The organism is candidate division TA06 bacterium, from assembly GCA_016235665.1.
In the GTDB taxonomy this organism is placed as follows: domain Bacteria; phylum Edwardsbacteria; class AC1; order AC1; family EtOH8; genus UBA5202.
Window position 1 is genome coordinate 116,541 of the sequence record JACRJI010000008.1, and the last position, 23,915, is coordinate 140,455.

Annotated in this window: 17 protein-coding genes and 2 tRNA genes; 6 read left to right on the plus strand and 13 right to left on the minus strand. The window is 51.5% G+C overall.

Annotation, left to right across the window (positions count from 1 at the left end):
- The first annotated feature begins 2 nt into the window (after positions 1-2).
- From HZA73_03225 to HZA73_03245, 5 genes are all read left to right on the plus strand, one after another.
- Complete coding sequence (locus HZA73_03225) at positions 3-1,493, plus strand: DHH family phosphoesterase (protein MBI5805037.1); 1,491 nt, start codon at positions 3-5, stop codon at positions 1,491-1,493.
- A 15-nt stretch (positions 1,494-1,508) separates the two neighbouring features.
- Positions 1,509-2,591: a sn-glycerol-3-phosphate ABC transporter ATP-binding protein UgpC gene (ugpC, locus tag HZA73_03230; GenBank protein MBI5805038.1), complete on the plus strand. Its 1,083-nt coding sequence runs from the start codon at positions 1,509-1,511 to the stop codon at positions 2,589-2,591.
- A gap of 134 nt (positions 2,592-2,725) precedes the next feature.
- Positions 2,726-3,367, plus strand: coding sequence for a tetratricopeptide repeat protein (locus tag HZA73_03235; GenBank protein ID MBI5805039.1), 642 nt, complete (start codon positions 2,726-2,728; stop codon positions 3,365-3,367).
- A gap of 16 nt (positions 3,368-3,383) precedes the next feature.
- A complete protein-coding gene (locus HZA73_03240) occupies positions 3,384-5,522 on the plus strand; it encodes a hypothetical protein (protein ID MBI5805040.1) in 2,139 nt (712 codons plus the stop codon).
- A 185-nt stretch (positions 5,523-5,707) separates the two neighbouring features.
- Positions 5,708-6,298, plus strand: a complete 591-nt coding sequence (locus tag HZA73_03245; protein MBI5805041.1) for a prepilin-type N-terminal cleavage/methylation domain-containing protein — start codon at positions 5,708-5,710, stop codon at positions 6,296-6,298.
- Between the two features lie 214 nt (positions 6,299-6,512).
- On the opposite strand, the gene HZA73_03250 is transcribed toward HZA73_03245, so the two are convergent.
- From HZA73_03250 to HZA73_03305, 12 genes are all read right to left on the minus strand, one after another.
- Positions 6,513-6,674 carry a hypothetical protein gene (locus HZA73_03250; GenBank protein ID MBI5805042.1) on the minus strand — a complete coding sequence of 54 codons (162 nt, stop codon included), beginning with the start codon at positions 6,672-6,674 and terminating at the stop codon, positions 6,513-6,515.
- A 19-nt stretch (positions 6,675-6,693) separates the two neighbouring features.
- A complete protein-coding gene (locus tag HZA73_03255) occupies positions 6,694-7,671 on the minus strand; it encodes a DUF4350 domain-containing protein (protein MBI5805043.1) in 978 nt (325 codons plus the stop codon).
- A gap of 131 nt (positions 7,672-7,802) precedes the next feature.
- On the minus strand, positions 7,803-10,409 hold the full coding sequence (locus HZA73_03260; GenBank protein MBI5805044.1) for a leucine--tRNA ligase: 2,607 nt from the start codon (positions 10,407-10,409) through the stop codon (positions 7,803-7,805).
- 6 nt (positions 10,410-10,415) lie between these two features.
- The gene (locus HZA73_03265; GenBank protein ID MBI5805045.1) at positions 10,416-11,687 is read right to left on the minus strand and encodes a hypothetical protein; all 1,272 of its coding nucleotides are present in this window, start codon (positions 11,685-11,687) and stop codon (positions 10,416-10,418) included.
- Positions 11,688-11,781: 94 nt separating this feature from the next.
- Complete coding sequence (locus HZA73_03270; protein ID MBI5805046.1) at positions 11,782-12,822, minus strand: hypothetical protein; 1,041 nt, start codon at positions 12,820-12,822, stop codon at positions 11,782-11,784.
- A 24-nt stretch (positions 12,823-12,846) separates the two neighbouring features.
- Entirely contained in the window at positions 12,847-13,845 is a 999-nt protein-coding gene (holA, locus tag HZA73_03275) for a DNA polymerase III subunit delta (GenBank protein ID MBI5805047.1), read from the minus strand.
- A 122-nt stretch (positions 13,846-13,967) separates the two neighbouring features.
- The gene (locus HZA73_03280) at positions 13,968-17,954 is read right to left on the minus strand and encodes an Ig-like domain-containing protein (protein ID MBI5805048.1); all 3,987 of its coding nucleotides are present in this window, start codon (positions 17,952-17,954) and stop codon (positions 13,968-13,970) included.
- A 137-nt stretch (positions 17,955-18,091) separates the two neighbouring features.
- Positions 18,092-20,056, minus strand: a complete 1,965-nt coding sequence (locus HZA73_03285) for a DUF2723 domain-containing protein (protein ID MBI5805049.1) — start codon at positions 20,054-20,056, stop codon at positions 18,092-18,094.
- Between the two features lie 60 nt (positions 20,057-20,116).
- A tRNA-Arg gene (locus tag HZA73_03290) sits at positions 20,117-20,193 on the minus strand.
- Positions 20,194-20,482: 289 nt separating this feature from the next.
- Positions 20,483-20,749 (minus strand): hypothetical protein, encoded by a 267-nt coding sequence (locus HZA73_03295; protein MBI5805050.1) that lies wholly within the window; start codon positions 20,747-20,749, stop codon positions 20,483-20,485.
- A 42-nt stretch (positions 20,750-20,791) separates the two neighbouring features.
- Positions 20,792-21,592, minus strand: a complete 801-nt coding sequence (locus HZA73_03300; GenBank protein ID MBI5805051.1) for a hypothetical protein — start codon at positions 21,590-21,592, stop codon at positions 20,792-20,794.
- A gap of 80 nt (positions 21,593-21,672) precedes the next feature.
- Entirely contained in the window at positions 21,673-23,061 is a 1,389-nt protein-coding gene (locus tag HZA73_03305) for an MBL fold metallo-hydrolase (GenBank protein MBI5805052.1), read from the minus strand.
- 335 nt (positions 23,062-23,396) lie between these two features.
- Here HZA73_03305 and HZA73_03310 point away from each other — a divergent pair, with 335 nt between their 5' ends.
- Complete coding sequence (locus HZA73_03310; protein ID MBI5805053.1) at positions 23,397-23,705, plus strand: DUF3467 domain-containing protein; 309 nt, start codon at positions 23,397-23,399, stop codon at positions 23,703-23,705.
- Between the two features lie 99 nt (positions 23,706-23,804).
- Here the strand turns inward: HZA73_03310 and HZA73_03315 are convergent.
- Positions 23,805-23,879, minus strand: a tRNA-Gly gene (locus HZA73_03315).
- Positions 23,880-23,915: the final 36 nt, after the last annotated feature.

A 23,915-nucleotide genomic window follows, 5' to 3' on the forward strand; every position in this document is an offset into this window, starting at 1 on the left:
AAATGACGGCTTCTCTTGAGAATTATGGCTTCCCGGCCTCTCCCGCCGGCTGGGCTTCGCTCCAAAAAGCTGCGGGAGCGATTTTAAATGCCAGCCGGGAGAATAGGACCATTACCATTTGGGGGCATGATGACCTGGACGGCATCGCCGGCACGTCCATCATGCTGGATGCCTTGCGGGGCAAGACCGAGGTCAACTACTATATCCCGCCCAAGAATGGAGTGCATTACGGCCTGGACATCAAGATCATTGACAAATTGATCGCGGATGGGACCGGACTGATCATCACGGTGGACGGAGGGATATCTAACCATTCCGAAGCCCAATACTGCCGGGACAAGGGCCTTCCCCTGATAATCACCGACCACCACGAGCTGCCCGCCGTCCTGCCGCCGGCAACGGAGCTGGTCAATCCCAAAATTCAGGAAGCCGGATCGCCCTATGCAAATCTTTGCGGAGCGGCCGTGGCCCTGTATCTGGCGGCGGCAATGGATGGGGCAGGTTCTGACGGCTGGCTGCAGGCAAACAGTAAAAGGCTGGCTTGGGCCGCGTTGGCCACAGTTTCCGACCGCGTTCCCCTGCTGGAAGAGAACCGGATGATTCTCAGGGCCGGCCTGAAGGTCATCCCGGAGGATTCTGTATTGGCCCGGCTGGCCTGCATGCTTGGTTTCGATCTTTCCCGGGGCCTGTCGCCATTGACATTGCAGAACAGTTTCATCCCGTTATTTTCCGCTTCCCAGTCACAGGGAGGCAGGCATCCGATGGTGGAACTTTTGCTGGGAAGCATTGACGAGATTACGGTCAAGGATCTGTGGACAAAACAGATAGACTGGCGCCGGAGGTTCGGGCAGGAGCTGAAAAAAAAGCTGGCGGCGGTCAATGACCGGGAAATGAAGATAATGACCGTGGTGGATCCGGAACTCCAGGGAGATATGATAGGTCCTTTGGCAGGCGGTTTGAGGGATTCTCTGAATCTTCCGGCCATTGTCGTCGGGAAGAAAGGTACTGCCTACGTGGGCGAAGCCCGGGGGTATCTGCCGTTTGATTTTGTGGAAATGCTTTCCGGTTTTAAGGACTATTTCATACAGTATGGCGGGCATAAGCAGGCGGCCGGTTTTACCCTTAAACCAGGGGCTCTGGAGGAATTTATCCCGGCAGTGGAACGTTATTCCGCCGGACACCGGGACCTGATCAGAAGTTCGCGTCCGGACCAAAAGTATGATCACCGGTTTGACGATCTGGCACAATTGAGCGAAAGGATCCCGCAATTTCTGGAAAACAGTCCCTATGGGGCCGGAAATCCCTGGCCGCTATGCCTGATCGGCAATATCAGGCTGCCGGAGGGCGCGGCTCCTGACCAGTCCTTCTGGCTGGATGAGTTGCTGCCGCTCCAGCGCCAGGTGGTTTTGCCGGCAGTCCAGGCGTCAGTCTCGCTGGACGCGACCAGCACCGGCCGGATCAGCCTGTCAATAAAAGCACATCAATTAACATAAGCATCGGAATCATCTATGGCCGAAGTGATATTGTCCGGTTTGACGAAGATCTACGATAATAAGGTCAAGGCGGTGGACCAGGTCGACCTGTCCGTAAAGAACAAGGAGTTCCTGGTGCTGGTGGGGCCTTCGGGATGCGGAAAGACCACCATCCTCAGGATGATCGCCGGGCTGGAACAGATAACAGACGGAGAGATATTCATAGACGGGGCGGTGGTCAACGAAGTGCCGCCCAAGGACCGCAACACCGCCATGGTGTTCCAGAACTACGCCCTGTATCCCCATATGACGGTCTATCAGAACATCTCTTTCGGCCTGAAAATGGCCAAGACAGAAAAAAAAGAGATCGATGAACGGGTGCGCCGGACAGCCGGGATGCTCTCCATCTCCGGATATCTGGACCGGAAGCCCAAAGCTCTCTCCGGCGGACAGCGGCAGAGGGTGGCCCTGGCCCGGGCCATCGTCAAATCGCCGAAAGTTTTCCTGTTCGACGAACCGCTTTCCAACCTGGACGCCCAGCTAAGGACCCAAACCCGGGCCGAGCTGAAGAAACTTCAACAGCAGCTGGCCACCACCGCCATCTATGTGACCCATGACCGCACCGAAGCCATGACCCTGGGCGACCGGATAGCGGTGCTAAAGGACGGCCGCCTACAGCAGGTGGACGAGCCGCTGGCCATCTACCAGCGGCCCCAGACCCTGTTCGTGGCCAATTTCATAGGCACCCCGGGCATCAATATCTTAGAAGGGGAGATCAGGACAGAGAACGGCGGGGCGGTGTTCGTCAACGGCGACATCCGCCAGGAGCTTCCGGCATCAAGCCCAAAGCTTGGTTCTATTCCCAAAGCCTTTTTAGGCATACGTCCGGAGGACCTGGAACTGGTTCCGGACAACGATGCCGGGATCAAGGGCCAGGTTGATTTCGTGGAACAATTGGGAGGGGAATCGCTGATATACCTGACCGCCGCCAGCGGACGGAAAATGGTGGTCAAGGCCCTTGGCAATCTGAGATACGAAACGGGGAGCAATCTAAAAGCTGCCATTAAACCAAAGGCTATCCATCTCTTCGACGGTCAGACCGAGAGGCGCATCAACTGAAGAGCCGGAGACAAGAGCATGCTACAAAAACCGTCTTGACAGTGCCCGCGGTTTCAGATATAATTGAGTTTTACAATCAAAAATGAATAATTCTTAAGGAGCACCAAGTGTCGCACCAGGTAAGCAAACATACATTGAAACGCGATGAATTCGCCGATGATGCCATAAAGATGGTCACTTTTGTCCGCAAGCATACCACCGAAGCCATGGCAGTAGCCGTAGCAATACTGGTCGTGATCGCCGGATTGATACTGATGGGCCAGAACCGTGCTAAAGGCGAAAAAGAATCCGCCATGATGATCGGAATGGCCCACTCCGCCTATTTTAGCGGCGATATGACCAATGCCCAGACCGCCTACGAAGAGATCGTCAGCAAGCATGGTTCCAGTTCTTCAGCCAAAGAGGCGCTGGTCTACCTGGGCAACATCAATTTTAACCAGCGCAAGTACGAAGAGGCCATCAAGAGCTACGACCGGGCAATAAAGGCCGGCAGTTCCAATCCGCTGATCATGTCTGCCGCCATCAGCGGCTTGGCCGCCTGCTTTGAACAGACCGGGCGCCTGCCCGAGGCCGGGGAAAAATATCTGGAGATCGCCAAGAAGTATTCCAAGGACCAGTACCTGGCCACCAACGCCCTGATCTCAGCCGGGCGCTGTTTTGCCGCAGGCAATCTTATGGATAAGGCCAAAGCCGCTTATCAGCAGATCATAAATGATTATTCCGGCACAGCCGCCGCCGCCGAGGCAAAATCGCAGATGGCGCAGCTGCCGGGCTGACCAGAACGGATAACTCATGTCAAAACTGAATGTAGCCTTTTTATGGCACATGCATCAACCCTGTTATCGTATCCCCGATAGCAGGGTTTTTCGCCTTCCCTGGGTGCGTCTGCACGGGCTGAAGGACTATTACGACATGCTGTCCAACGCCCTGAAATTCCCGGAGATCAAGGTATCATTCAACCTGGTTCCCGGACTGCTGGAACAGCTGCAGGATTACACCGAAGGCCGGGCCACCGACCAGCACTTCATTGTTTCCCAAAAACAACCTTCGGACCTAAGCGAAGAAGAACGCTGTTTCATTCTCAAGGACTTTTTCATGGCCCACTGGCCCAACATGGTGGAGCCTTACCCCCGGTATCTGGCCTTGCTGGAGAAAAGAGGGAGGCATTTCCATCCTTCGGCCTTGCCCAAGATCAGCCAAACCTTCAGCGATCAGGAACTGCTGGACCTGATGGTCTGGTTCAATCTTTGCTGGATCGACCCCCTGCATTTTAAGCAAAGAGCGGAACTGGCCAAACTTAAAGCCAAGGGAAAGAATTTTACGCTGGAAGACAAGGACCGGCTTTTAGACCAGCAAATGGACATCTTAAGGTCCATCATCCCGGCCTACAAAAAGGCCTGGGATCAGAAATCCATCGAGATCGCCACCTCGCCGTTCTATCACCCCATTTTACCCTTGCTGTGCGACACCCAAACCGCCCGGGAATGCATGCCGGGGGCGCCTCTGCCGCAAAGGTTCAGTTATCCCGGGGATGCTCAGGCCCAGATAACAAGCGGGCTGGATTATATGGAAAAGCTGTTAGGAAGGCGGCCCAGCGGGCTGTGGCCTTCAGAAGGCAGTGTCAGCGAAAAGACAGTGGAACTGATCCGGCAGGCCGGGGTAAAATGGATGGCCAGCGATGAGAAGATATGGGAGCAAAGCCTGGGCAAGGCCGGCCGCAACCGGGAGGATCCCGGCGAAGCAGGCCAGTTCTACCGCTCGCACATTTGGGATCAGGCGGACACGACCCGGTTATTCTTCCGCGACCAGCAGCTTTCCGATCTGATAGGCTTCGCCTATTACGGATGGGACGGCCAGGCGGCGGCCCGGGACCTGGTGGGACGGCTGGAGAGGAAAGCGGATGCCTTGGGCAGCCGGGCGGCGGACCACATCGTTCCGGTGATATTGGACGGCGAGAACGCCTGGGAAGCCTTTCCCCAGGACGGGCAGGTATTCCTGGATCAGTTATACCAGCAATTGGCCCAGAGCCCCAAACTTAAATGCTGCACCTTCAGCCAGTATCTGGAGCAGGATCCGGAACCCGGGAAAATGAGCAGGATCTTTCCCGGCTCCTGGATCAACCACGACTTCTCCATCTGGATAGGCCAGGAGGAAGACAACCGGGCCTGGAACCTGTTGCTGGCGGCCCGGCAGGCGATAGACCGCCAGAAGGAATCTGTGGATCCGGCTGTTATGCCGGAGATCACCAGGGAACTGCAGATAGCCGAAGGAAGCGACTGGTGCTGGTGGTATGGCGGAAACTTCTCCAGCGAGAACCTGGAGGATTTCGACAGCCTGTTCCGCAGCCACCTTCAGTGGATATATCAGCTGTTAAATGTGGAAGCACCCCGCGAATTGTTCAGCCCCATCTCGCTGGGGAAGGACCTGGATATCCTGATCAACCAGCCCATAGACCTGATCGTCCCGAAGATAGACGGCCGGGTCAGCGATTTCTACGAGTGGGCGGGGGCAGGCTCTTACAACATCAGGCAGGACGGCGGGACCATGCACCGTGGCCAAAGCCTGCTGGAAGTGGTCCATTTCGGATTTGACCAGGGGAATCTATATCTCCGGCTTGATCCCCATGAAAAGGCAGACATTACCGAGATCCAAGCCCTGTCCATAAACCTGGAATTTCAGGGCCAGCCGGTCAGGACCATCCAAGTGAAACCCGGCGTACCGGAGAACGGGTCCGCCATAAGTTCAGCCTATGGAAAGATAATCGAGATCAAACTGCCGTTCACGGCCATTGAAGCGAAGCCGGGAGACACGATCAGTTTTTATGTCGCGCTGGTCCAGAACGGCCTGACAGTTGAGCGTCATCCCATAAGGAGCCCGATAAGTTTTAAAGTGCCCGATGGAGAGTTCGGGGCCAATAACTGGGGCGCTTGAGAGTTTTACTATTATAAAACGTCAATATTTTCTCACACAAAGTCCACAAAGCCCGCAGAGAGGCTTAATAACTATGTTCCAGGAGAAAATACCTTGTAGAATAATCGAGCAAATTTATTAAAGAAATATCTTTGTGCCCTTAGTGGCTTTGTGTGATTGAAAGAAATTCCGAAATGTTACTAAAAATGAAGCATCATAAAATAAAACAAAATGGACCCTCGATCCGGGCGTTCAGTCTGATCGAAATGATGATAGCGCTGGTGGTATTTTCCATCGTGGTGGGCACGATCATCAGTTTTTTGGTCAACTTCAACCGCTCGGTGCAGAAACAGCAGACCAACATTATGCTGGGCCGGGAATCAGAAGCCGTTTTCAAGCGCCTGGATACCCAGCTGTCGTCGGCCTTTGGCTGGATCAATGGCACGCCAACCAGTTTTACCTTTATCCTGCACAACGGGGATTCTGTTATAGCGGTCTGGGACCGGACCGACAGCATGCTTTACCTGGGCGATTCTCGGCAATTCCCGGCAGGGGTAAAAGTGACTGAGTGTCAGTTCCTTTACATGCCCAAGAAGATGGAAGCCATGTCCATGTCCCCGGAGTTGTGGTTGAAGGAAGTTGACCTGGATGATAATCAGGTCATAGAAGGAACTGAGTTGTACAATGTGGCTTTGCTGCAGATAAAGGTCAGATTGGCTAAGAATGCCAGTTGGTATGAAGGAAGTAAGAATTTTAGGCTCCCGCCGGTAATAACGGAAGTAAAAGTGTTAGAGTAATAACTATGTTACCAAACAATATTGGGTTGTTTGTACTGCCGAGAGTGGCTTAGTTTATATATGACAAAGGCTTAGTTTCAAATCAAATCAAACAATTCATACAGTATCTTAATCCTTCATTTGTCTCATAATAAATATTATGTAAACTATGAATATGAATAGATGGACATGCTTTTACGCTGAAGATCCTCGGGTTCTCTCCGCTCCCAAGTCCCTATGCTCCGAGTATGCCGCCTCTCAATTCAAGAAACTCAATTGCCATTCCATCCTGGACCTGGGCTGTGGCGTGGGCCGGTAAGTTCCTCATAACTATCGCTGGTCTGTAAAAGAAATATCTAAAATGGAAAAAGCCCTCATTATTGAGGGCTTTTTTCATACACTTTATCACCAAGCGCTTATTTTATCAACCTTGAAAGCCAGTGCATGACGTTCAGCGCGAATTGCTTGTTATCATTGCCCGGTACATTCATCCCAAAGCGCATTTCCCTGCCGTCGGGCCAGCGGATCATTTGAGCCGACAAAAAACCAGCTTCGCCCAGCACAACCACCCGGCCTTTTCCGTATTCCATTGCCACGCCTTGGGCCCGGCCTCCGGCAGGCGTGGAATGCGATCCGTAACCATCCTGCGAAACTGAGCTTTCCTTGGCGGCCGCCTTCTCGTCTTTCAGGTCGTCCTGGGTTGCGGCTTCGCGGGCACTCGGACTTAAAAGCAGAAGCACCGCGGCTCCGGCAGGCACTCCCAGGGACTGGCCGGTGAATGTCCTTACCAATCCGATCTCCTCGCCGGCCGAGCGCCCCTGGATCACCGGGTGGCTTCCGAGCGTACCTTTTTCCCGGGAAAAGGTCAAGGTTGCGGAGATTCCCCCGGAATCAGTCCTGTCGAAGGCCCATCCCTTGCCCATAGCCACACCAAAGCGGCTGGCAAGCTGGCAGGCTGCGCTTCCGAAAGGCTCGTGATCGGCGATCAGGAGAAGAGATCCTCCTTCACGCACCCACTTCCTTACCGCATTGCACTCCTCGGCCGTAAATGCCGGCTTAGCCAGGTTTACGGTATCAGCCGGAAGCGCATTGGCTATGACCAACACTCCGACACCGGCAAGATTTTCCGGGTTGAACTTGCCGGTGAGCGGCTTCACCGAATATCCGTCATTCTTCAGCAATTCGGCAAATGGGCGGTATTGGCCATTCGCAGTATGAAAATTATCGTGGGCCTCATCTATCACCACTGTTGGACCACCATTTGTGTAGGCTGGTTTTGTTACTGTGGTTTTAAAGTCATCGTCCACGACCTGTTCCTGGGCTGCGGCCATCGTGCTGAGGACTAAAGCCGCGGCTAGATAAAAACTTACCGGTTTCCATACTTTCCACTGCATCTTGATCCCCTTCAGTTTATGTTTTGTGAACAACGTCATCAGTATCAAAATACGTTTGCCAGTTCTTTTTGTTTCATGTTAGTCTGGAATGCAAACGAAAAAGCCCTCATTATTGAGGGCTTTTTTATTAATCACTTGATAACTATATTAATTAGTTTACCTTGTATCAACAATACTTTAAGTATTTCTTTACCTTTAACCATTTCCGCTATTTTATTGTTTTCCAATGCTTTAGTTTTTATAATATCTTCATTTAAGCCCGCTGATATGACCATCTTCTCGCGAACCTTTCCATTAACTTGAATAACCAGTGTTATCTCATTGTCTTTGGCAACATTAGCATCAAAAGACGGCCATTGTGCCTTGTAAATGGTCCCTTTGCCGCCTATCTCCTGCCAAAGCTCCTCGGCCATGTGCGGGGCGAACGGCGCCATCATCAGCACCACGTTCTCCAGGATCTCGGCCAGAATTGCCTCGTTGGCTGGCCCCTTGCGCTCCTGTTCCACCGGCTGCCAGTAGTCGTATAGCTCGTTCAAAAGCTCCATCAAGGCGGCAATGGCGGTATTGAACTGGAATCCTGCTATATGTCCGTCCACCTTGTGCATGGTCTGATGCAGTTTACGGCGGACCTGGGCCTCCCTTCCGGTCATTTCCTTGGGAAGGGCCTCCCTCCAGTCCTTTTTATAATGCGGCAGGGCGGCGTCCAGCCACTTCCAGGTCCGGTTAAGGAAGCGGTAGGAACCGTTGATGCTTTCCTCCGACCACTGGACATCATCCTCGAACGGTGCCACGAACATCTCAAATATTCTCAGGCTGTCCACCCCGTACTTGTGGGCGATCTCCTCCGGGGTCACCACGTTTCCCTTGGACTTTGACATCCGGGCCCAGCGCCATACGATCTGGTCCCGGGGAAAGCCCTCCAGGTCCTCGGGCTTCAGCACTATCCAGTCAAGGATCTTCTCGGAGTCATCAGATCCCTCTGAGCTTTTGGGTTTTCTTCCCGGGGTGTGGGCCAGCAGGGATCCCTGGTTCTTAAGTATCTTGAAAGGCTCCTGGAAGCTGATGTACCCGGCGTCATAAAGCACCTTGGTCCAGAACCGGGCATACAACAGGTGCGACCGGGCATGCTCGATGCCTCCGGCATACAGGTCCACCGGCATCCAGTAGGCCATCTTTTCCCTATTGGCGAACTCCCGGTCATTGTGGGGATCGGCGAAACGGAAGAAATACCACGACGAGCAGGCATAGCCGCCCATGGTATCGGTCTCCCGCTTAGCGGCTTCGCCGCATTTGGGGCATTTGGTATTGACGAATTCAGGGATGCCGGCCAGCGGCGACTCACCGGTCCCGGATGGCTTGTAGTTCTCCACCTCGGGCAGGGCCACCGGCAATTGGTCCTCGGGTACAGGCACCTCACCGCACTTGGGGCAATGAATTATGGGTATGGGGGCGCCCCAATAACGTTGTCGTGAGATCAGCCAGTCCCTCAACCGGTAATTTACAGTGTGATGCCCTATCTTCTGTTCTTCCAGCCATTTGGTGATGGTGGCCTTGAAATCAGAGGTCTTCATCCCGTCATATTTGCCGGAATTGACCGCCAGGCCCTCCTCGGGCTCGGCCTGGGCCAGCTCGTGGACCTTGCCGTCCCTGCTGACCACCTGGATGATGGGCAGGTTGAAATTTTTGGCGAACTCAAAATCCCGGGTATCGTGCCCCGGTACGCACATAATGGCCCCGGTGCCGTAGCCCATCATCACGTAATCGGCGATCCACACCGGCACTTCCTTATTGTTGACCGGATTGACGGCATAGGCCCCGGTAAAGACGCCGGTCTTGGTGCGCTCCGCATTCATCCGGTCCATCTCCGTCTCGGCCTTGGCCTTTTTGACATAGGCCTCAACTTCGGATATCTTTTCAGACGTTGTAATGTCTTTGACCATAGGATGCTCCGGCGCCAGGACTATGAAAGTGGCTCCGAACAAGGTATCCGGCCTGGTGGTGAAGACTTCAATTTGCAATTTGGGATTTGCAATTTGAAATGTGACAGTGGCTCCCTCGCTCCGCCCTATCCAGTCCCTCTGCATCTCCTTCATCCCCTCGGACCAGTCCAGGGAATCCAGATCTTTCAGCAGCCGGTCGGCGTAGTCCGTGATCTTGAAGAACCACTGGGGCATGGGGCGTTTTTCCACCAGGGAGTCGCAGCGCCAGCAGCGGCCCTCCTTCACTTCCTCGTTGGCCAGGCCAGTCTTGCACTGGGGGCACCAGTTGATGGGCGCGGTGGAACGGTAGGCCAGGCCCTTCTTATAGAGCAGAAGAAAGAACCACTGGGTCCACTTGTAATACTCGGGCCGGCTGGAATCTATCTCCCGGTCCCAGTCGTAGCTGCATCCGGCCAGCTTAAGGGTCCGCTTGTAATTGGCGGCATATTCCGGCACCATCTCCCGGGGATTGCGGCCCCGATTGATGGCCTCGTTCTCGGCCGGCTGGCCGAAGGCGTCCCAGCCCATGGGGTGCAGCACGCTGAAGCCCTTCATGCTCTTGTAGCGGCAGAAGGCGTCCAGCGGTACGTAATTCTTCAAATGGCCCACATGCAGGCCGGAGCCCGAGGGATAGGGGAACATTTCCAATGCGTAGTATTTGGGTTTATCGGAGGAATCGGGGGCCTTAAAGGTCTTCTCCTCCTCCCATTTTTTCTGCCACTTGGGCTCGATGGATCTTGGATCGTAGAATTTGGGCATTTTTATTTATTCTTTGATATTAAGTGAATCGGTCATTCCTGACCCGGCTTCGTATATATGCGGGGTAGCCAGAACCAGGAATTGGTGATCTTCGGTGACTTTTACTTCCTTGCCGAAGAAAAACCCTAAAAACGGGATATCTTTAAGGTAAGGTATTCCCCTGCGGTTGGTTTTAGAAATCTTTTTTGATATCTTGCCCAACAGGATCGTTTTATTATTGATTGTAGTGACGTTGCTCTCCAAAAAACCGTCGATCGTCGATTGGGTGTAATTGTCAATGTTTATTCTGATGTTAAGCTCAACAATGTCGGTTTCGGTGATCTTGGGGAATAACGAGACGCTGACTCTGTCGTTGTAGCTAAGTCCCTGGTATTTTGAATGGTCATAATAATAACTTACTTCGGATGACATCTGGCCCCAGGTTCGATTCTGGACCAGCAGTACAGGATTGGAGGCTAAAAATAATTTATTTTGTGTTGCATTCTGTTCGATTGCAGTTATTATCTGTTCGTAGTTTAAATAAAGATTAGCGCCCTTTGATCTCTGAAAATCATTATTCTGCCGATAATCCTTTGACTCATAATCGGGGTTGTAGGTAGTAGTGCTATTTGATTGATTTTTACTAACATAATCACGTTCATATACATCAAAGCGTCCGCTGCCATCCATGGTTTGCAGCAGTTCAAACAGGTCCAAACCGGTTTTACTGCCCTTGATCGAGGTCAGATCATAAATCCTCAATTCCACCACCACCTGCTTGGGCATCACGTCAAATTGCGGCAGTATTTTTTTGATGTTCTCTATCCGGCTTTTCAGATCTGTTATGACCAGCATATTAAGCTCGTCATTGTATGAAATTATGCCCTCGGACGACAAACGTTTTTCGACATATGGCATGATCTTGCTGGGTGCAATGTATTTCAATTTGATGGCCTCTGTCTCCAGCCTTAGGAAATCCTTTATTCCGGTCTCATCCAGCTTTTGAACCAAGGATACCAGGTCCTTTACCTTTATTGGCTTGTCGGTTATGATGATCGTATTAGTGGGATCATTGACCTGTACCGCGCCGTAGCGGGATAGACGGGCCTGGATGAAAGGTTCTATCTCGGAAGCCACTAGATTCTTTAATATAACCACCTGAGTTATGGCATCTACCCCATTGTCATCGGCCACATCGATCTTCAGCTGTAGGCTGCCGGTGGAAGTGGATTTGTCCTGCCCGAACAGACTGGCAGAACAGGTGCACAAAATGACCAGCAGAATATTAATAAATTTCACAGCCGTTTCCCCTTTTATTATGGTTAAATTATTCATGAATAAAAGCCTTCAGCACAAAGAAATACTGAAGGCTTTTTCATTCAAATCAAAATACTTACTTTCCGCCTCCAAAAAGATCCTGGGCGCTCAGCAGCTCATTGCCGCATTTTTCGCAGTACCAGTTGTCGGCCCGGTTATAGGCCGCACACTTGGGGCATTTAAGCTCTCCCTCGTGGGATTCCTCCTCGGCCGGGGCTTCCGGAACGGCTTCGGCCACAGGTTCTTCCGGGGTCTGCAGGGCGGCCGGGAATTCAGGGGTCATGTCAAAAGCAGGAGGTTCAGGGGCCCGGGGCATAACCTCTTCCATAGCCGGAGCCGGCTGGGCCTGGGTCTCGCCAAAGCTGGAACCCAAAATGCTGGCAAACTGCTTTTCCAGTTCGGCCATCTCGTTGAGCGGGGGCTGCAATGCCTCCGGAAGTGCAGGGGCCGGTTCGGGTGCAGCGGGAACAGGCGGCGTTGGTGCCTGCATTACCGGTTGTGGCGGAGGAACCGGTCGGGCCGGAGGCTGGGGCTGCGGCGCAACAGGGACCGGCCGGGGTGCCGGTGGAGCCGGGGGTTTTGGGGACGGGTGCGGCGGAGTGGCCGCCGGCACAGGCTTTGGCGGAACATGGGCCGGCGCCGCAGGTATTGCCGGAGGCGGTGGCGGCGGGGCTACCGGCTGGGGAGCCTTGGGTTTGACAAAACTATTCAGTTTTTGGATCTTTTCAGCCAGGGCGGCCGCATTGCTTTCCATCTCGGCTTTTTGGGCCAGCAGGACCTGTTCCTGGGCGGCCTTTTCCTCTTCGGTAACTTCGCCGATCACCACCCGCAGTTCCAGCTCTTCCAGTGTGTTGGACACTTCCTGCAACTGGGGAAGTATTTGATCCTTTTCGGCCAAGGCCTGGTTCAGCGCTTCCTCCAGTCCGGCGCCTTTTTCCTCCAGCAGGACCTGAAGCTCCAGCAGCTTGGCATCGTATTCGTTCCGCACCTTTTGGTATATCTCAGGTTTGGTGTTGGCCTTCTTCTCGTCGATCAGCCTGATCCTGTTGGTGAAAACATCGTAAAGTTTTTGCAGTTCTTCAATGCTTTCATTTCCGGTCAGAACTTCCTGTGCCATCTTTTTTGCTTTTCTAAATAATGATTAACTGGATAGTTTGAAGATTACCTGCTGCATCAAGGTTTTGGGATCTCCGGATCCCGATTTCAGTTTCATTTCGGCGTTAAACAGCCCGTTGAACAGATCCCAGTACTCCCTTTCGGTCCTTTTTTGGGCGGCCGGTATCGCCATTTTCAAGGCATAGGGATGGATCCTCATCTTCCTTCCCATTGCTTCCGGTGAAAGGCCCTGGACAAGCATCAGTTTGACCCGCCACAGGGTGTTGAACTTGTGATTGATGCCTGACAGCATTTTTACAGGATCCTCTCCGGTCCGTAGCAGCTTGTGAAAAAGGGCCAGGGATTGTTTCAGATCCTTTTTTGCCAAGGCCTCGGCCAGTTCGAACCCGCCCACTTCACTAGTGTCTCCAGCCAGGAGTTTTATGTGTTCCGGTCTGATCTCCCGGTCAGCCCCGCCTTCCAGGTAGGCAGACAGTTTAAGCAGTTCCTGCTCTAAAAGCCCCAGGCTTGGTCCGGTTATCTGGATCAGCATTTGAGCAGATGCCAAAGATGTCTTACAGCCTAATTCCTTGGATTTTTGTATTACCCAAGCAACCAGGTTTTCAGATTTCAGGGGATCGAAGGAGACAAAAACAGTATTTTCCTGAAGATCCCTGTAAAATGCGGACTTGGCATCAAGCTTAAAAGAACTTAGTATCAGACAGGTGTCGGGAGACGCTTCGCGGCCAAGGTGTTCCAGCATCATCTTGCGGCTTTTGGGCGAAAGGGCATCGGCATCTTTGACCACCAACACCCGTTTTTCGGCGAAAATGCCCAGGCTTTGGGCCCGGTCGATGATCTCCTTGGCATCGGTCTCGGAGCCGTAAACCACTTCCAAACCATGATCTACGCTGGCACCCAGAAAAGCCCCGGCGATCTTTCTGATATAAAGGCTTTTGAGATACTCTTCCTCGCCTACAAAGCAGTAAGCCGGATGAATTTGGGACTTAAGTATATCGGCATCTAAATTAGAAATTGTTGTCATAACACATTAGTTTACTAATTATTAAGCGATTTGTCAACAATATTTTAAAGTTAATTTAAATTTTCATCCGGAATTCATTAAAAAGCCCTGCCATTTAAAGGCAGGGCTTTTCAGGATTAGTTTTACCGGATGACAGTCAACCTTCTGGTGGAAGTGTTATCCCCGGTTATCAGCCGGTAGACATACACACCGGATGAGACCTTCCTTCCGTCCTCGTCACAGCCGTTCCATTTGACAGTATGGCTTCCGGCCGGAAGATTGCCGTTGACCAGGGTCTTCACCCGCTGTCCCAGCACGTTGTATATTTCCAGGCTGGTCTTCCCATCCCTAGGCAAACCGAACCGGAACTCGGCATTACCTTTCACCGGGTTGGGGTTGGCCGGAGACAGGAAAAAGCTGTAGTTTTGGGTTCCAGGCTGTCCCTCTACCCCTGTGGGCGAGGCTGAGACCTCGTTGGACCAGGCACTGAAAGTGTCTGGCGTTGAATATTCAGCACGGACCACGTAGTAATAAGTGTTGTAATTGATGACGCTATAATCGATGTGGTTAAGCAGGCCTGTCGTTCCGACCAAGGTATAAGGCCCGCCTGAAACGTTACCCCGGAAGATACTATAGCCGCTAATGTTCTTGGCTATGAAAAGGGCTCCTGCCAGGTTGGGATATGCCGGTGCCTTTTTGTTGGGAATTGCCTTAGGCTTCAACCCAGATATCACTGGAAGTATCTTGGCGCCCGGCTGCAAGGTGTAAGATTTTAAAGCAAGTCCCTTGGAATAGTTTGAGTAGCTGACGGAGGCCTTGTTGTTGAAATCGTAATAGTTGGTAGTCATAGCAATTAGATTCCCCCAATTGCTCCCGTCGTAGACCATAGTGTGAAGTCCCGGACCGCTTCCGTCCGACAGGGGCGTAGGCTGGTCCGCAGTCTGGCATACGTACCCAATGTGAAAATCTCCTGTGCTTAATACAATATTGGAAGCGCTGATGTCTATCACCGTCCAATTCGGATAGGTATCGGGTAGCACCTTGAATGGCATTGTTAATTCTACCATGGTGTCCGGGATGCCGGTCCCATCATCAGGCCAGATATGTACTTCTATTGAATCCACCCCGGCACCCGAATTGTACCACATGGATACTGCCTGCTCAATCTTGCAGGGGTAATGCTGGGGAGTAAAACGAGTCGAAAATATGTTGCCAGCCGACCAATTCCAGAAATAATTGGGGGCATCGTCATATTCCAACACTTCGGCCGGGGGAGCCCATTCCAACTGGACCTGCTGGTCTCCGGCAACAGCCGTCAGGCTGTCCGGCGGCAGCGGGTCGAGGATTCTGAACTGGTATCCCCGGTACATGCCGGGATCATACTGCACCTCACCTCCGTCATCCCAGGCCCCGAAGAAATACTCTATGATTGTTCCGGACGCAAACGGCCCCGGAATGCTGAAATTGAATGTATCCCCGTCAATGGTTGAATGGGTGACGGCCCACCAGTTGGCCCGGCTGTCGGAATACCACAGGGTGTCGGCCGCAATGCCCGCCTTAGCCGGGTCGGTGATCACCGCCCGAACCAGGAATGGTCCGGCGCCGTCGTAGCTGTCCTGGGGCTGTTCGACCAGGGTTATGGCCGGTCCCTGGTTGGCGATGGTGGTGAAGCTGAAAGTCACCGGCAGACCGGCGATGCGGTTCCCGGAAGTATCGGTGCCGGTAGTGCAGGACATTGTAATCGTGGTGCTGTACGAGTACAAAGTATCGGGAGACAGGGTCAGGGTGTCAAAGGTGGCATTCCATGATGGATTGAAATTGCAGTCCGGCACCGAATAACCGTTGAAGCTGGCCGGGTCAATAGGCTCCGAAAAGGAGAGCATGACCGGCTGGTTACGCGGAACATTGCTGTCGCCGTCAGCCGGAGAGGTGGAAACAATGTAGGGTTTGACAGTATCCCCTACCGTGGTGGTGAAGCTGAAACTATCAGGCAGAACTGCCAGCGGATTTCCGGCCAGATCGGCGGCTGTGGTGCAGACCAGGGTGAATTTCGTATTGTAGGCCATCAGGGTGTCCGGGTCCATCCACAGGGTGTCAAAGCCGGCGCTCCAGGACATTGTTGCCGACAACTCCGGCGTTGAATAGCCTTCAAAGCTTGATGGGTTGACGGGTTCCGAGAATGCCAGATAGATGGTCACGTCGCGGGCAACATCGATAGCCCCGTCGGCCGGATAGGTAGAGATAATGTAGGGTTTGACAGTATCCCCGACCGTGGTGGTGAAGCTGAAGCTGTCAGGAAGCACCGTCAGAGGGTTCCCGGCCAGGTCGTTCAGCGCCGTGAGCCTTACCGTGTAAGCGGTGTTAACCGCCATCGGATCGTGGGGCAGGAACAGCGTGTCCATGGTACCACTCCAGGCCGGCTGTTCATTGGGGCTGGGCGTCATGCTGCCTGCCAGCGACAAGGTGTCCATGGGTTCGGAGAAGGCAATGAATATCCCGGCGTCCAAAGCCACTTCAGTGGCGCCGTCGGCCGGAGATGTCCCGGTGATGGCCGGAGAAACGGTATCAGGTATCAGTGCATTTTGGTTCTTGGCCAGCGTAAAATCAGAAAAAGTGTTGCCGAATACCTCAATGTAATTCAGGGCGGTGTCTCTGGAAAGGATCGAGGGAAACGTCCAGGTGCCGGAATCATTTCTTCCGACCAGCATAGAATTCTCATCAGCTGATTCCGTGAACCCGGAATTGAAATCGCCTGACCGGTAGGACATATTCAGCTGGTAGCTGTCAAAAGACACTCCTTCATTGGCGAACGACCAGTATCTCTGGAGCGAGTTGGCTGGAATGGCGGCATCGGGATGCGTCGTTTGAGTTGCTCTGCAGGTAAGATAACCGGGCGCTGTCACGGTACTGAACACCACTACTGCCGGAGAATAGCCGTTGGCTGTCCCCAGCGGAAAGGTCCGGTTCATGCTTCCGGTGGTGGCCACATGCAGGGTAAGGTTGCCCACCACATATCCATTGGTCCTCTGTATCATCTGATCGCTTCGCATCTTCAGGGTATCATTGGCGGTCACCACGCCGTTGATCAGGCTTAAGTTGTATCCGACCGGGAACACTCTGTTGATGGTCAGTCCGGATGCATTATCAACATATACGCTGGTGGAGTCGTTGAGGAACAGCAATTGCCCGGAACTGTCTATCGTTTGAGGCGCGGTGCCGTAGAACTTAAGGCTGCAGGCCACGCCGCCGGTACCCGCCTGGCGGAAAAGCAATGTTTCAGCGGCGGCAATCATGATATCACCTTTGATATTGATGCGCTGCAAACCCAGGGTCAATCTGCCGTCCGTTATCTGCAGTGTATCAATGGACACCGGGTTACCGCCGGTGGCGGTCTGTGAAAAGGCTGGAAAGTCCAGCTCAAAATTAGCGTAACTGCGGCCCGAAAACGAAGGGCTCGAATTCATTCTGAGGCGGAACCAGCTTCCGGGCTGGAACAGGACCTTTGACCCGGGGGCGCTCACTCCGAACGGGTTCGATCCCAGATACTGTATGAATTGTGAGCCTGGGCCGAACACCACCCGGTTATTCCCCGCGTTGGTTCCGAAAATATTTCCGATGGTATTCTGCACCAAGGCCGAGCCAGAGGTGAACTGGATGGCCAAGGAATCGGCGGCGCTTAAGCGGTGCCTCGGTCCGGTGGTGGTACCGAAATAATTAAATGTGACCGATCCGCCTATCGCGCCCCTGGCATTGGTGTTCAGGTATATGACCAGGGTGTCGGCGGCTGATACGGGGCTGTTGACGGTAAGCGATGCGCCGCTGTCTATGATCAGACTGTCCCCTATGGAAAGTGTCTGTTTCCCGGATCCGGTTTGAACAATGATATTTGTTGACGTGGTTATCTTGAAGAACGATACGGTCTGGGTGGGAATCAGGGTCACTGTATCATTTACAGTGCTGTCAGCTTGGAACACCAAAGTGTCCGTGGTGAGACCGACACTGCGGACCGGACTCCAGTTGGTTGAAGTTGAGAACTGGGTATCGGTGCTTCCGGTCCAGTAATAGGTGGCCCCAAATCCGATGGAAAATGACATCAGCAGGGGCAGCATTAGAAGCCATACTTTTTTCATGGAATATTACCTCCTTGGTTTAAGATTAAAATATCTGATTGCGGACAGTATCCCTATATTGTATCAAAATATTAAGCTTTGTCAAGCCAAATGGGAATATATTTTGGGGCCGTTCATGGATATCTCCTCATCCTCGCTCAGGGCCGGACCTCCATTCTGTAGGTTTTGGGTCCGCCCGGGGTGAACATCATCAGGCGGTCGATGTTTTCCTGGGCTATTTGATTTGCAGGATCCAGCTCCAAGGCTTTCTTAAAAGCTGTGATGGCCTCCTCCACCCTGTTCAACCCAGTATATACCCCGCCCAGGCCGATATAGATCAAAGGATGCCGGTCATCGTAACCAAGGGCCTTTATGAAATAAGGCAATGCATCCGAGTATTGCATATACTTTGAGAGATAGAGGCCCCGGTGATAAAACATCTTGGGATATGTCTTATAAAGCAGCCTTTCCCTGTCCGATAGTCCCAGTGTGTCCCCAGATTTTGTCTTTTGACAGAACATGCTGTCGGCCTGAAAGCTGGCAACAACTCCCGGCAAGGTGATCCGGTACAACAATCCTTCCGGGACGCGTTCATAGTTTTGGGCCAGATTCTGATAATCATCTTCCAGGTCGGCCCTTGTCAGGTAGACTGGCCTGTCATAATAATTCCGCAGCACCAGGGCATTGAGCAGCCGGATATACCGGGACTGGATCTCAGCCGGGTCATAAGTGCTGCCGTGCTCAAACAGTTGCAGCTGCGGCAGGAAAGCTTCTATCTCCGGCCGGCAGGATCCGTAGAACTCGGGATACTGCTTTTGCAGATAGCGGTAGTACCAGCTGCGGCGCAGCAGCTCTTTGTCTATCAGTACCACGTCGGAACGCAGACCTTGCTCATTGATCAGGTACAGACAGGGGGCATAGACGTCCCAGTTGTCGGTAAGGATCACGGCATTTGGCCCGGCCGAAACCAGAATGTCGTTGGCAAAATCAACCGTGAAATGATCCCGGCTGCGGTCTGCCTGCTTCCAGTTAATTGCGGGTACTGTCACAACCAATGCCAGGGCCGTCCAACAGAACGCCTTTGATGCTTTGATGCCAAACTTGGCCGAGGCCAGCTCCGTTAAAGCCTGCAATCCCAAAGTGGCCATGATGCTCAGCGTAGCCAAAGCCGGCAGGAAATAGGCTGCTATGTCAGGTATGCTGTAGTTTATACCGTAAAGGACCGCGGCCAGGAGGATCGCGGCCAGGGCCGCCAGTAGCCTCTTGTTTTTGATGAACAGATATATGGACCCGGGGACTGCCAGCCAGCTGAAGTACGACCATGGATGAGCAATTGCAATTTTCAGGAAACGGATAAAATTTTGCCAAAGTTCCAACAAGGAATTATTGAACATCCATACCCGGTACTGCCGTCCGGTAACGTGGCTTAGGAACCTTGACCAGTTTGACGGATCCCCCCAGTTCATAAGCGGTTCATTGATCGAACGCAGCGGCAGATACAGGTAGACCGAAAGGCCCAGCAGAAAGAGAAAACCCATCAGCAATATCTTTTTCCAGCTGGTGACGATGGATCTGTCAAATACCATTATCAGGACTCCGGGCAAATACCATAACAAACTCAGATGATTTCCCAAACCCAGTCCTGATATAAATGAGATCAGGACCAATTTTTTGAAGTCATGGTCCTTCTTGTATTTCAGCGACAACCAGATTAGCATCAGGCCCAGCAGGGATGTCAGACCATATACCTCCATCACAGTAGCCTGATCCCAGATCACCGGCGAGAAGGCCCATAAGAAACTTCCGGCGATGGACAATTCCGGACGGATCTCCAAATCCCGCAGTACCATAAATAAAAGTAAGGCAGAACAGGTGCCGATCAAAGCGGAAAATATGTTCAGCCTGAAGGCCAGATCGCCCCAGAACATAAGAGTGACCCATATCTTTCCCAGCAAAGTGAAAAGCGGATATCCGGTGGGATGGGCTATACCCAAAGTATTTATCGCCAGGGACAGCTCTCCGGAATCAATAGGGCCGATGCTGGGGCCAGCCGTTAGAACGTAAGCTGCCAGGACAACAAAAAAGACGAGCCAGGCCCCGTTTTGCGGGCGGATGCTCGTCATTATGAACCGCGGCATTATTCTGTTCATGCTGGGTGAATTGTCCATTCTACACATGCATTATGGTGCGCCTGACACGACTTGAACGTGTAACCTGCGGCTTCGGAGGCCGACGCTCTATCCAATTGAGCTACAGGCGCACTTATTGATTTTATTGTTTTTGTCCCAAGACTTTTGGGAAACGACCCAAACGCCTACAAATTATAATTATAACTTTACCGGCTGTCCAAAGTCAAGAGATTATTCACGATTAAAACAAAGGGCTCTAAAAGAAGTATCAAAAATTACTGGGTGGAGTCGGTGAAAGTACGGTCACTGCTTATCGACAAAACTGAGAACTACTCGTGACCCCACCCCAAACTTTTGATGATTGTAATCACTAAAATCTACCCATTCTTAGGACCCGAAAGTTTTCTGCAAGTGTTATAATTATTTTGTATAATTTGGATCAGGTTCCACACGTATACGTTTAGTGCCAAAATGAATTATTAAGGAAAAAGAAGCATTTTTACCAAATTCTGTATTCTTCGTATATTCATTCAGATGCCTAACTCCCTCAGCAATCGCAAGGTTTAGCTTTAATGCATCTTCAAATGGTATAGTTATGCAAATTGTGTTTGTATCCTTTTTGAATTCAGTGGGGGAAGATTTTTCGAAACCACAACCCCCGAATCCCTTCCTTTTAACACCTGCCATCAGACACCTCCGTAACTTAAGTTAAAATGATGTTGTATGATTTTATAAAATTGGCTGCTTTATGCTTCCAAATATTTCGATTAGTTTACATGTTCCAAACGTAATTCCAAAGATCATAGCTAATATAAAAATAATCATTATCAAAGAAGTAACAATAGTAAACAGTTTTCCTATATATTTTGGCATATCGCTAAAATAATTTAAAATATTAGTTGTGGGTTTAGAGAACATTCCACTACCTATAATACGAAAGACAATAACACCTGCAATAGCAAAAATGAGTAGGACTACCCAGTTATTTTTAACAATGAAAGGCGTCCCTTCCTTCAATATATTATTGCCACGAAGATGTCCCGTTAATTTCAGATTGGATTCACTATTGCCCGAATAAATTAATTTTACTTTTAAACCAGACCCTGATACCAAATGCTTCCAATGTATAATAACTGATTTTACCGTATCATTATCATCCGGGCGTAGTTCATATTTAGCAATATCGGAATCCGTTGATTTAATAATGCTATAGTCGAATATCTTCTTGCAGTTTGTTACGGTAACTTTAACCGGTTGATAGATATCTTGTGAATCTATATCCGTATTATTTGAATTCCATAAAACAAAGGTTGTAAGATAAACATCATCATTTATTACTTGTGAATCACAATCAATGACCTTAATTTTCGATGATTTATTTTGACTGTCAAATATCCTATTTTTTTCTCCAATAATATAAGATATTTCTCTTCTATTGACAGTAGCTTTAATTCCCCAAAATGTGCCTAAAAATGTTATTGAAGTTGTAACTAATATTGTCACTATATTTTCTTTCAAGTATTTAAGCATAGATGACAAAGCCTCCGTAAATTATTTGTAGTTTCTATCAAGCTTGTCTAAATTAACTTTTTTTTTGCGAGGTGCTTTATTTACAATTCCATTACCTGCCCGGCCACCGGCACTTCCACTTTGTAATTTAAGTCCTTTAATCCTTGGGCAAAGACCAGGGACTGTTTTTCCTCGCCGTGTACCAAAATGAGCTGTTTGAAGCCGTTCTTGGCTTGCCGGACGAAGCCCAGCAGTTCATCCCTGTCGGCGTGGGCCGAGAACCCGTTCAGCACCTCCACCTGGGCTTTCACCTGATGCTCCTCGCCGAAGATCCGGACCGACGGCCATTTGTCCACCAGCTTCTTGCCCAGGGTCCCCTCGGCCTGAAAACCCACGATCAGCACTGCGTTCCTGGGATCTCCCACCGAGTTGCGCAGATGGTGCAATATCCGCCCGGCTTCGCACATTCCCGAGGCCGAGATGATGATGGCCGGCTCCTTCAAGAAATTCAGTTTCTTGGAATCCTCGGCATTGGTGACGTAGCTCAGCCGCCCGAAGCCGAAGGGATCATCGTGATTGGTAATCATGGCCCGGGTCTCGGTGTCAAAGCACTCGGGGTGCAGTTTGAAGATGCCGGTAACGTTGGTTGAAAGCGGGCTGTCCACATAGATCGGCACCCGGGGCAGGATATTGGCCTCGAACATCTTGTGCAGTTCGTAAACCACCTCCTGGGTCCTTCCCACCGAAAAGGCCGGGATGATGACCTTGCCCCGGCGCTGGCAGACCTGGCGCACCAGGTCCTGGAGTTTCTGGACGCTTTGTTCTATCGGATTGTGCAGGCGGTCGCCGTAGGTGCTTTCCATCATCAGGTAATCGGCCCCTTCCGGCTGATAGGGATCGCGGATGATGGGCAGGCCCTTCCGCCCCAGGTCACCGGTGAAGAAGAATCTTTTGGTCTTTCCGTTCTCGGTCAACTCCAGGTCCACCATGGCCGAACCCAGGATGTGCCCGGCGTCGTGAAACACCGCCTTGACCCCTGGCATGGGGCTGAAGGTTCTTTCGTAGGAATAGCTGACGAAGGAATCCAGCGCTTTTTCGGCGTCGGACATGGTATACAGGGGTTCTTTGGGAGGAAGACCGTCCCGTTTTCTCCTTTTATTTACAAAGACCGTATCCGCTTCCTGGATATGGGCCGAGTCCCTCAGCATCAAGCCCAAAAGATCACGGGTGGCCGAGGTCATGGAAATGTCTCCGGCAAACCCCTGCTTGACCAGGGTCGGGATGTTGCCGCTGTGGTCCAGATGGGCGTGGGAAAGGATCATGGCGTCGATCTTGGCGGGATCAAAGGGCAGTTTCTGGTTCCGCTGTTCGCTCTCTTCCCTTCGTCCCTGATGTATCCCGCATTCCAGCAGGAGTTTCTTGCCGCCCACCTCTATCACATACATCGAGCCGGTGACAGTACGGGCCGCCCCGTAAAAAGTGATCTTCATTTTGTTCCCATATCAATTCATAATTCAGAGTTAAGTTATTATACACCGTTATCAAAACTATTTCAACGTTTTTAAATGAGGTCAATGCGCTTGACAGCCATCAATGGTTTTTGATACAATGTAAGCAAGAATTAGTGCCCTTGCGAGACTTACCACGCCTGCGTGCCGAAACAGCTGTAATGTTTGCAATTGGGCGTGCAGGCACGGAAACACTGAACCCGGAAAACACGGAAAACCCTGATTAAATAATTTCAGTGTTTCAGCCGTTCCGTGTTTCAGTGGTAAATGTTAACTTGGATAATTCATAATCAACTACATTATTACACGAGGACAAAATGGAAAACAACCCCCATCCCCAGCAGGTGAACATAGAGATAAACGAAAAAGAGGCCGAGGGCATCTACTCCAACCTGGCTTTCATCTCCCACTCCCCATCGGAATTCGTGCTGGATTTCGCCCGGCTGCTGCCCGGGATCCCCAAGGCCAAGGTCTATGCCAGGATCGTGACCACGCCCCAGCATGTAAAATCATTCATGGGAGCGCTTGAGGAGAACATCAAGAAATACGAGGCCCAGTTCGGGGCCATCAAGACCTTTGCCTCCGAAGGCAAGGAGATCGGCTTCAAGGTCGGGGACAAATCGTAAACCGAAACAAACAGGATTTACATGATTTACCGGATTTCTTAATTCATATACTGCAACTGAAAAACCGCCTGATATTATATCGGGCGGTTTTTCTTATTATGGAGCGGGTGATGGGAATCGAACCCACAATATTCAGCTTGGGAAGCTGACGTTCTACCACTGAACTACACCCGCAACAATAGTGATTTTACAAGATTTGGGGAAATTTGT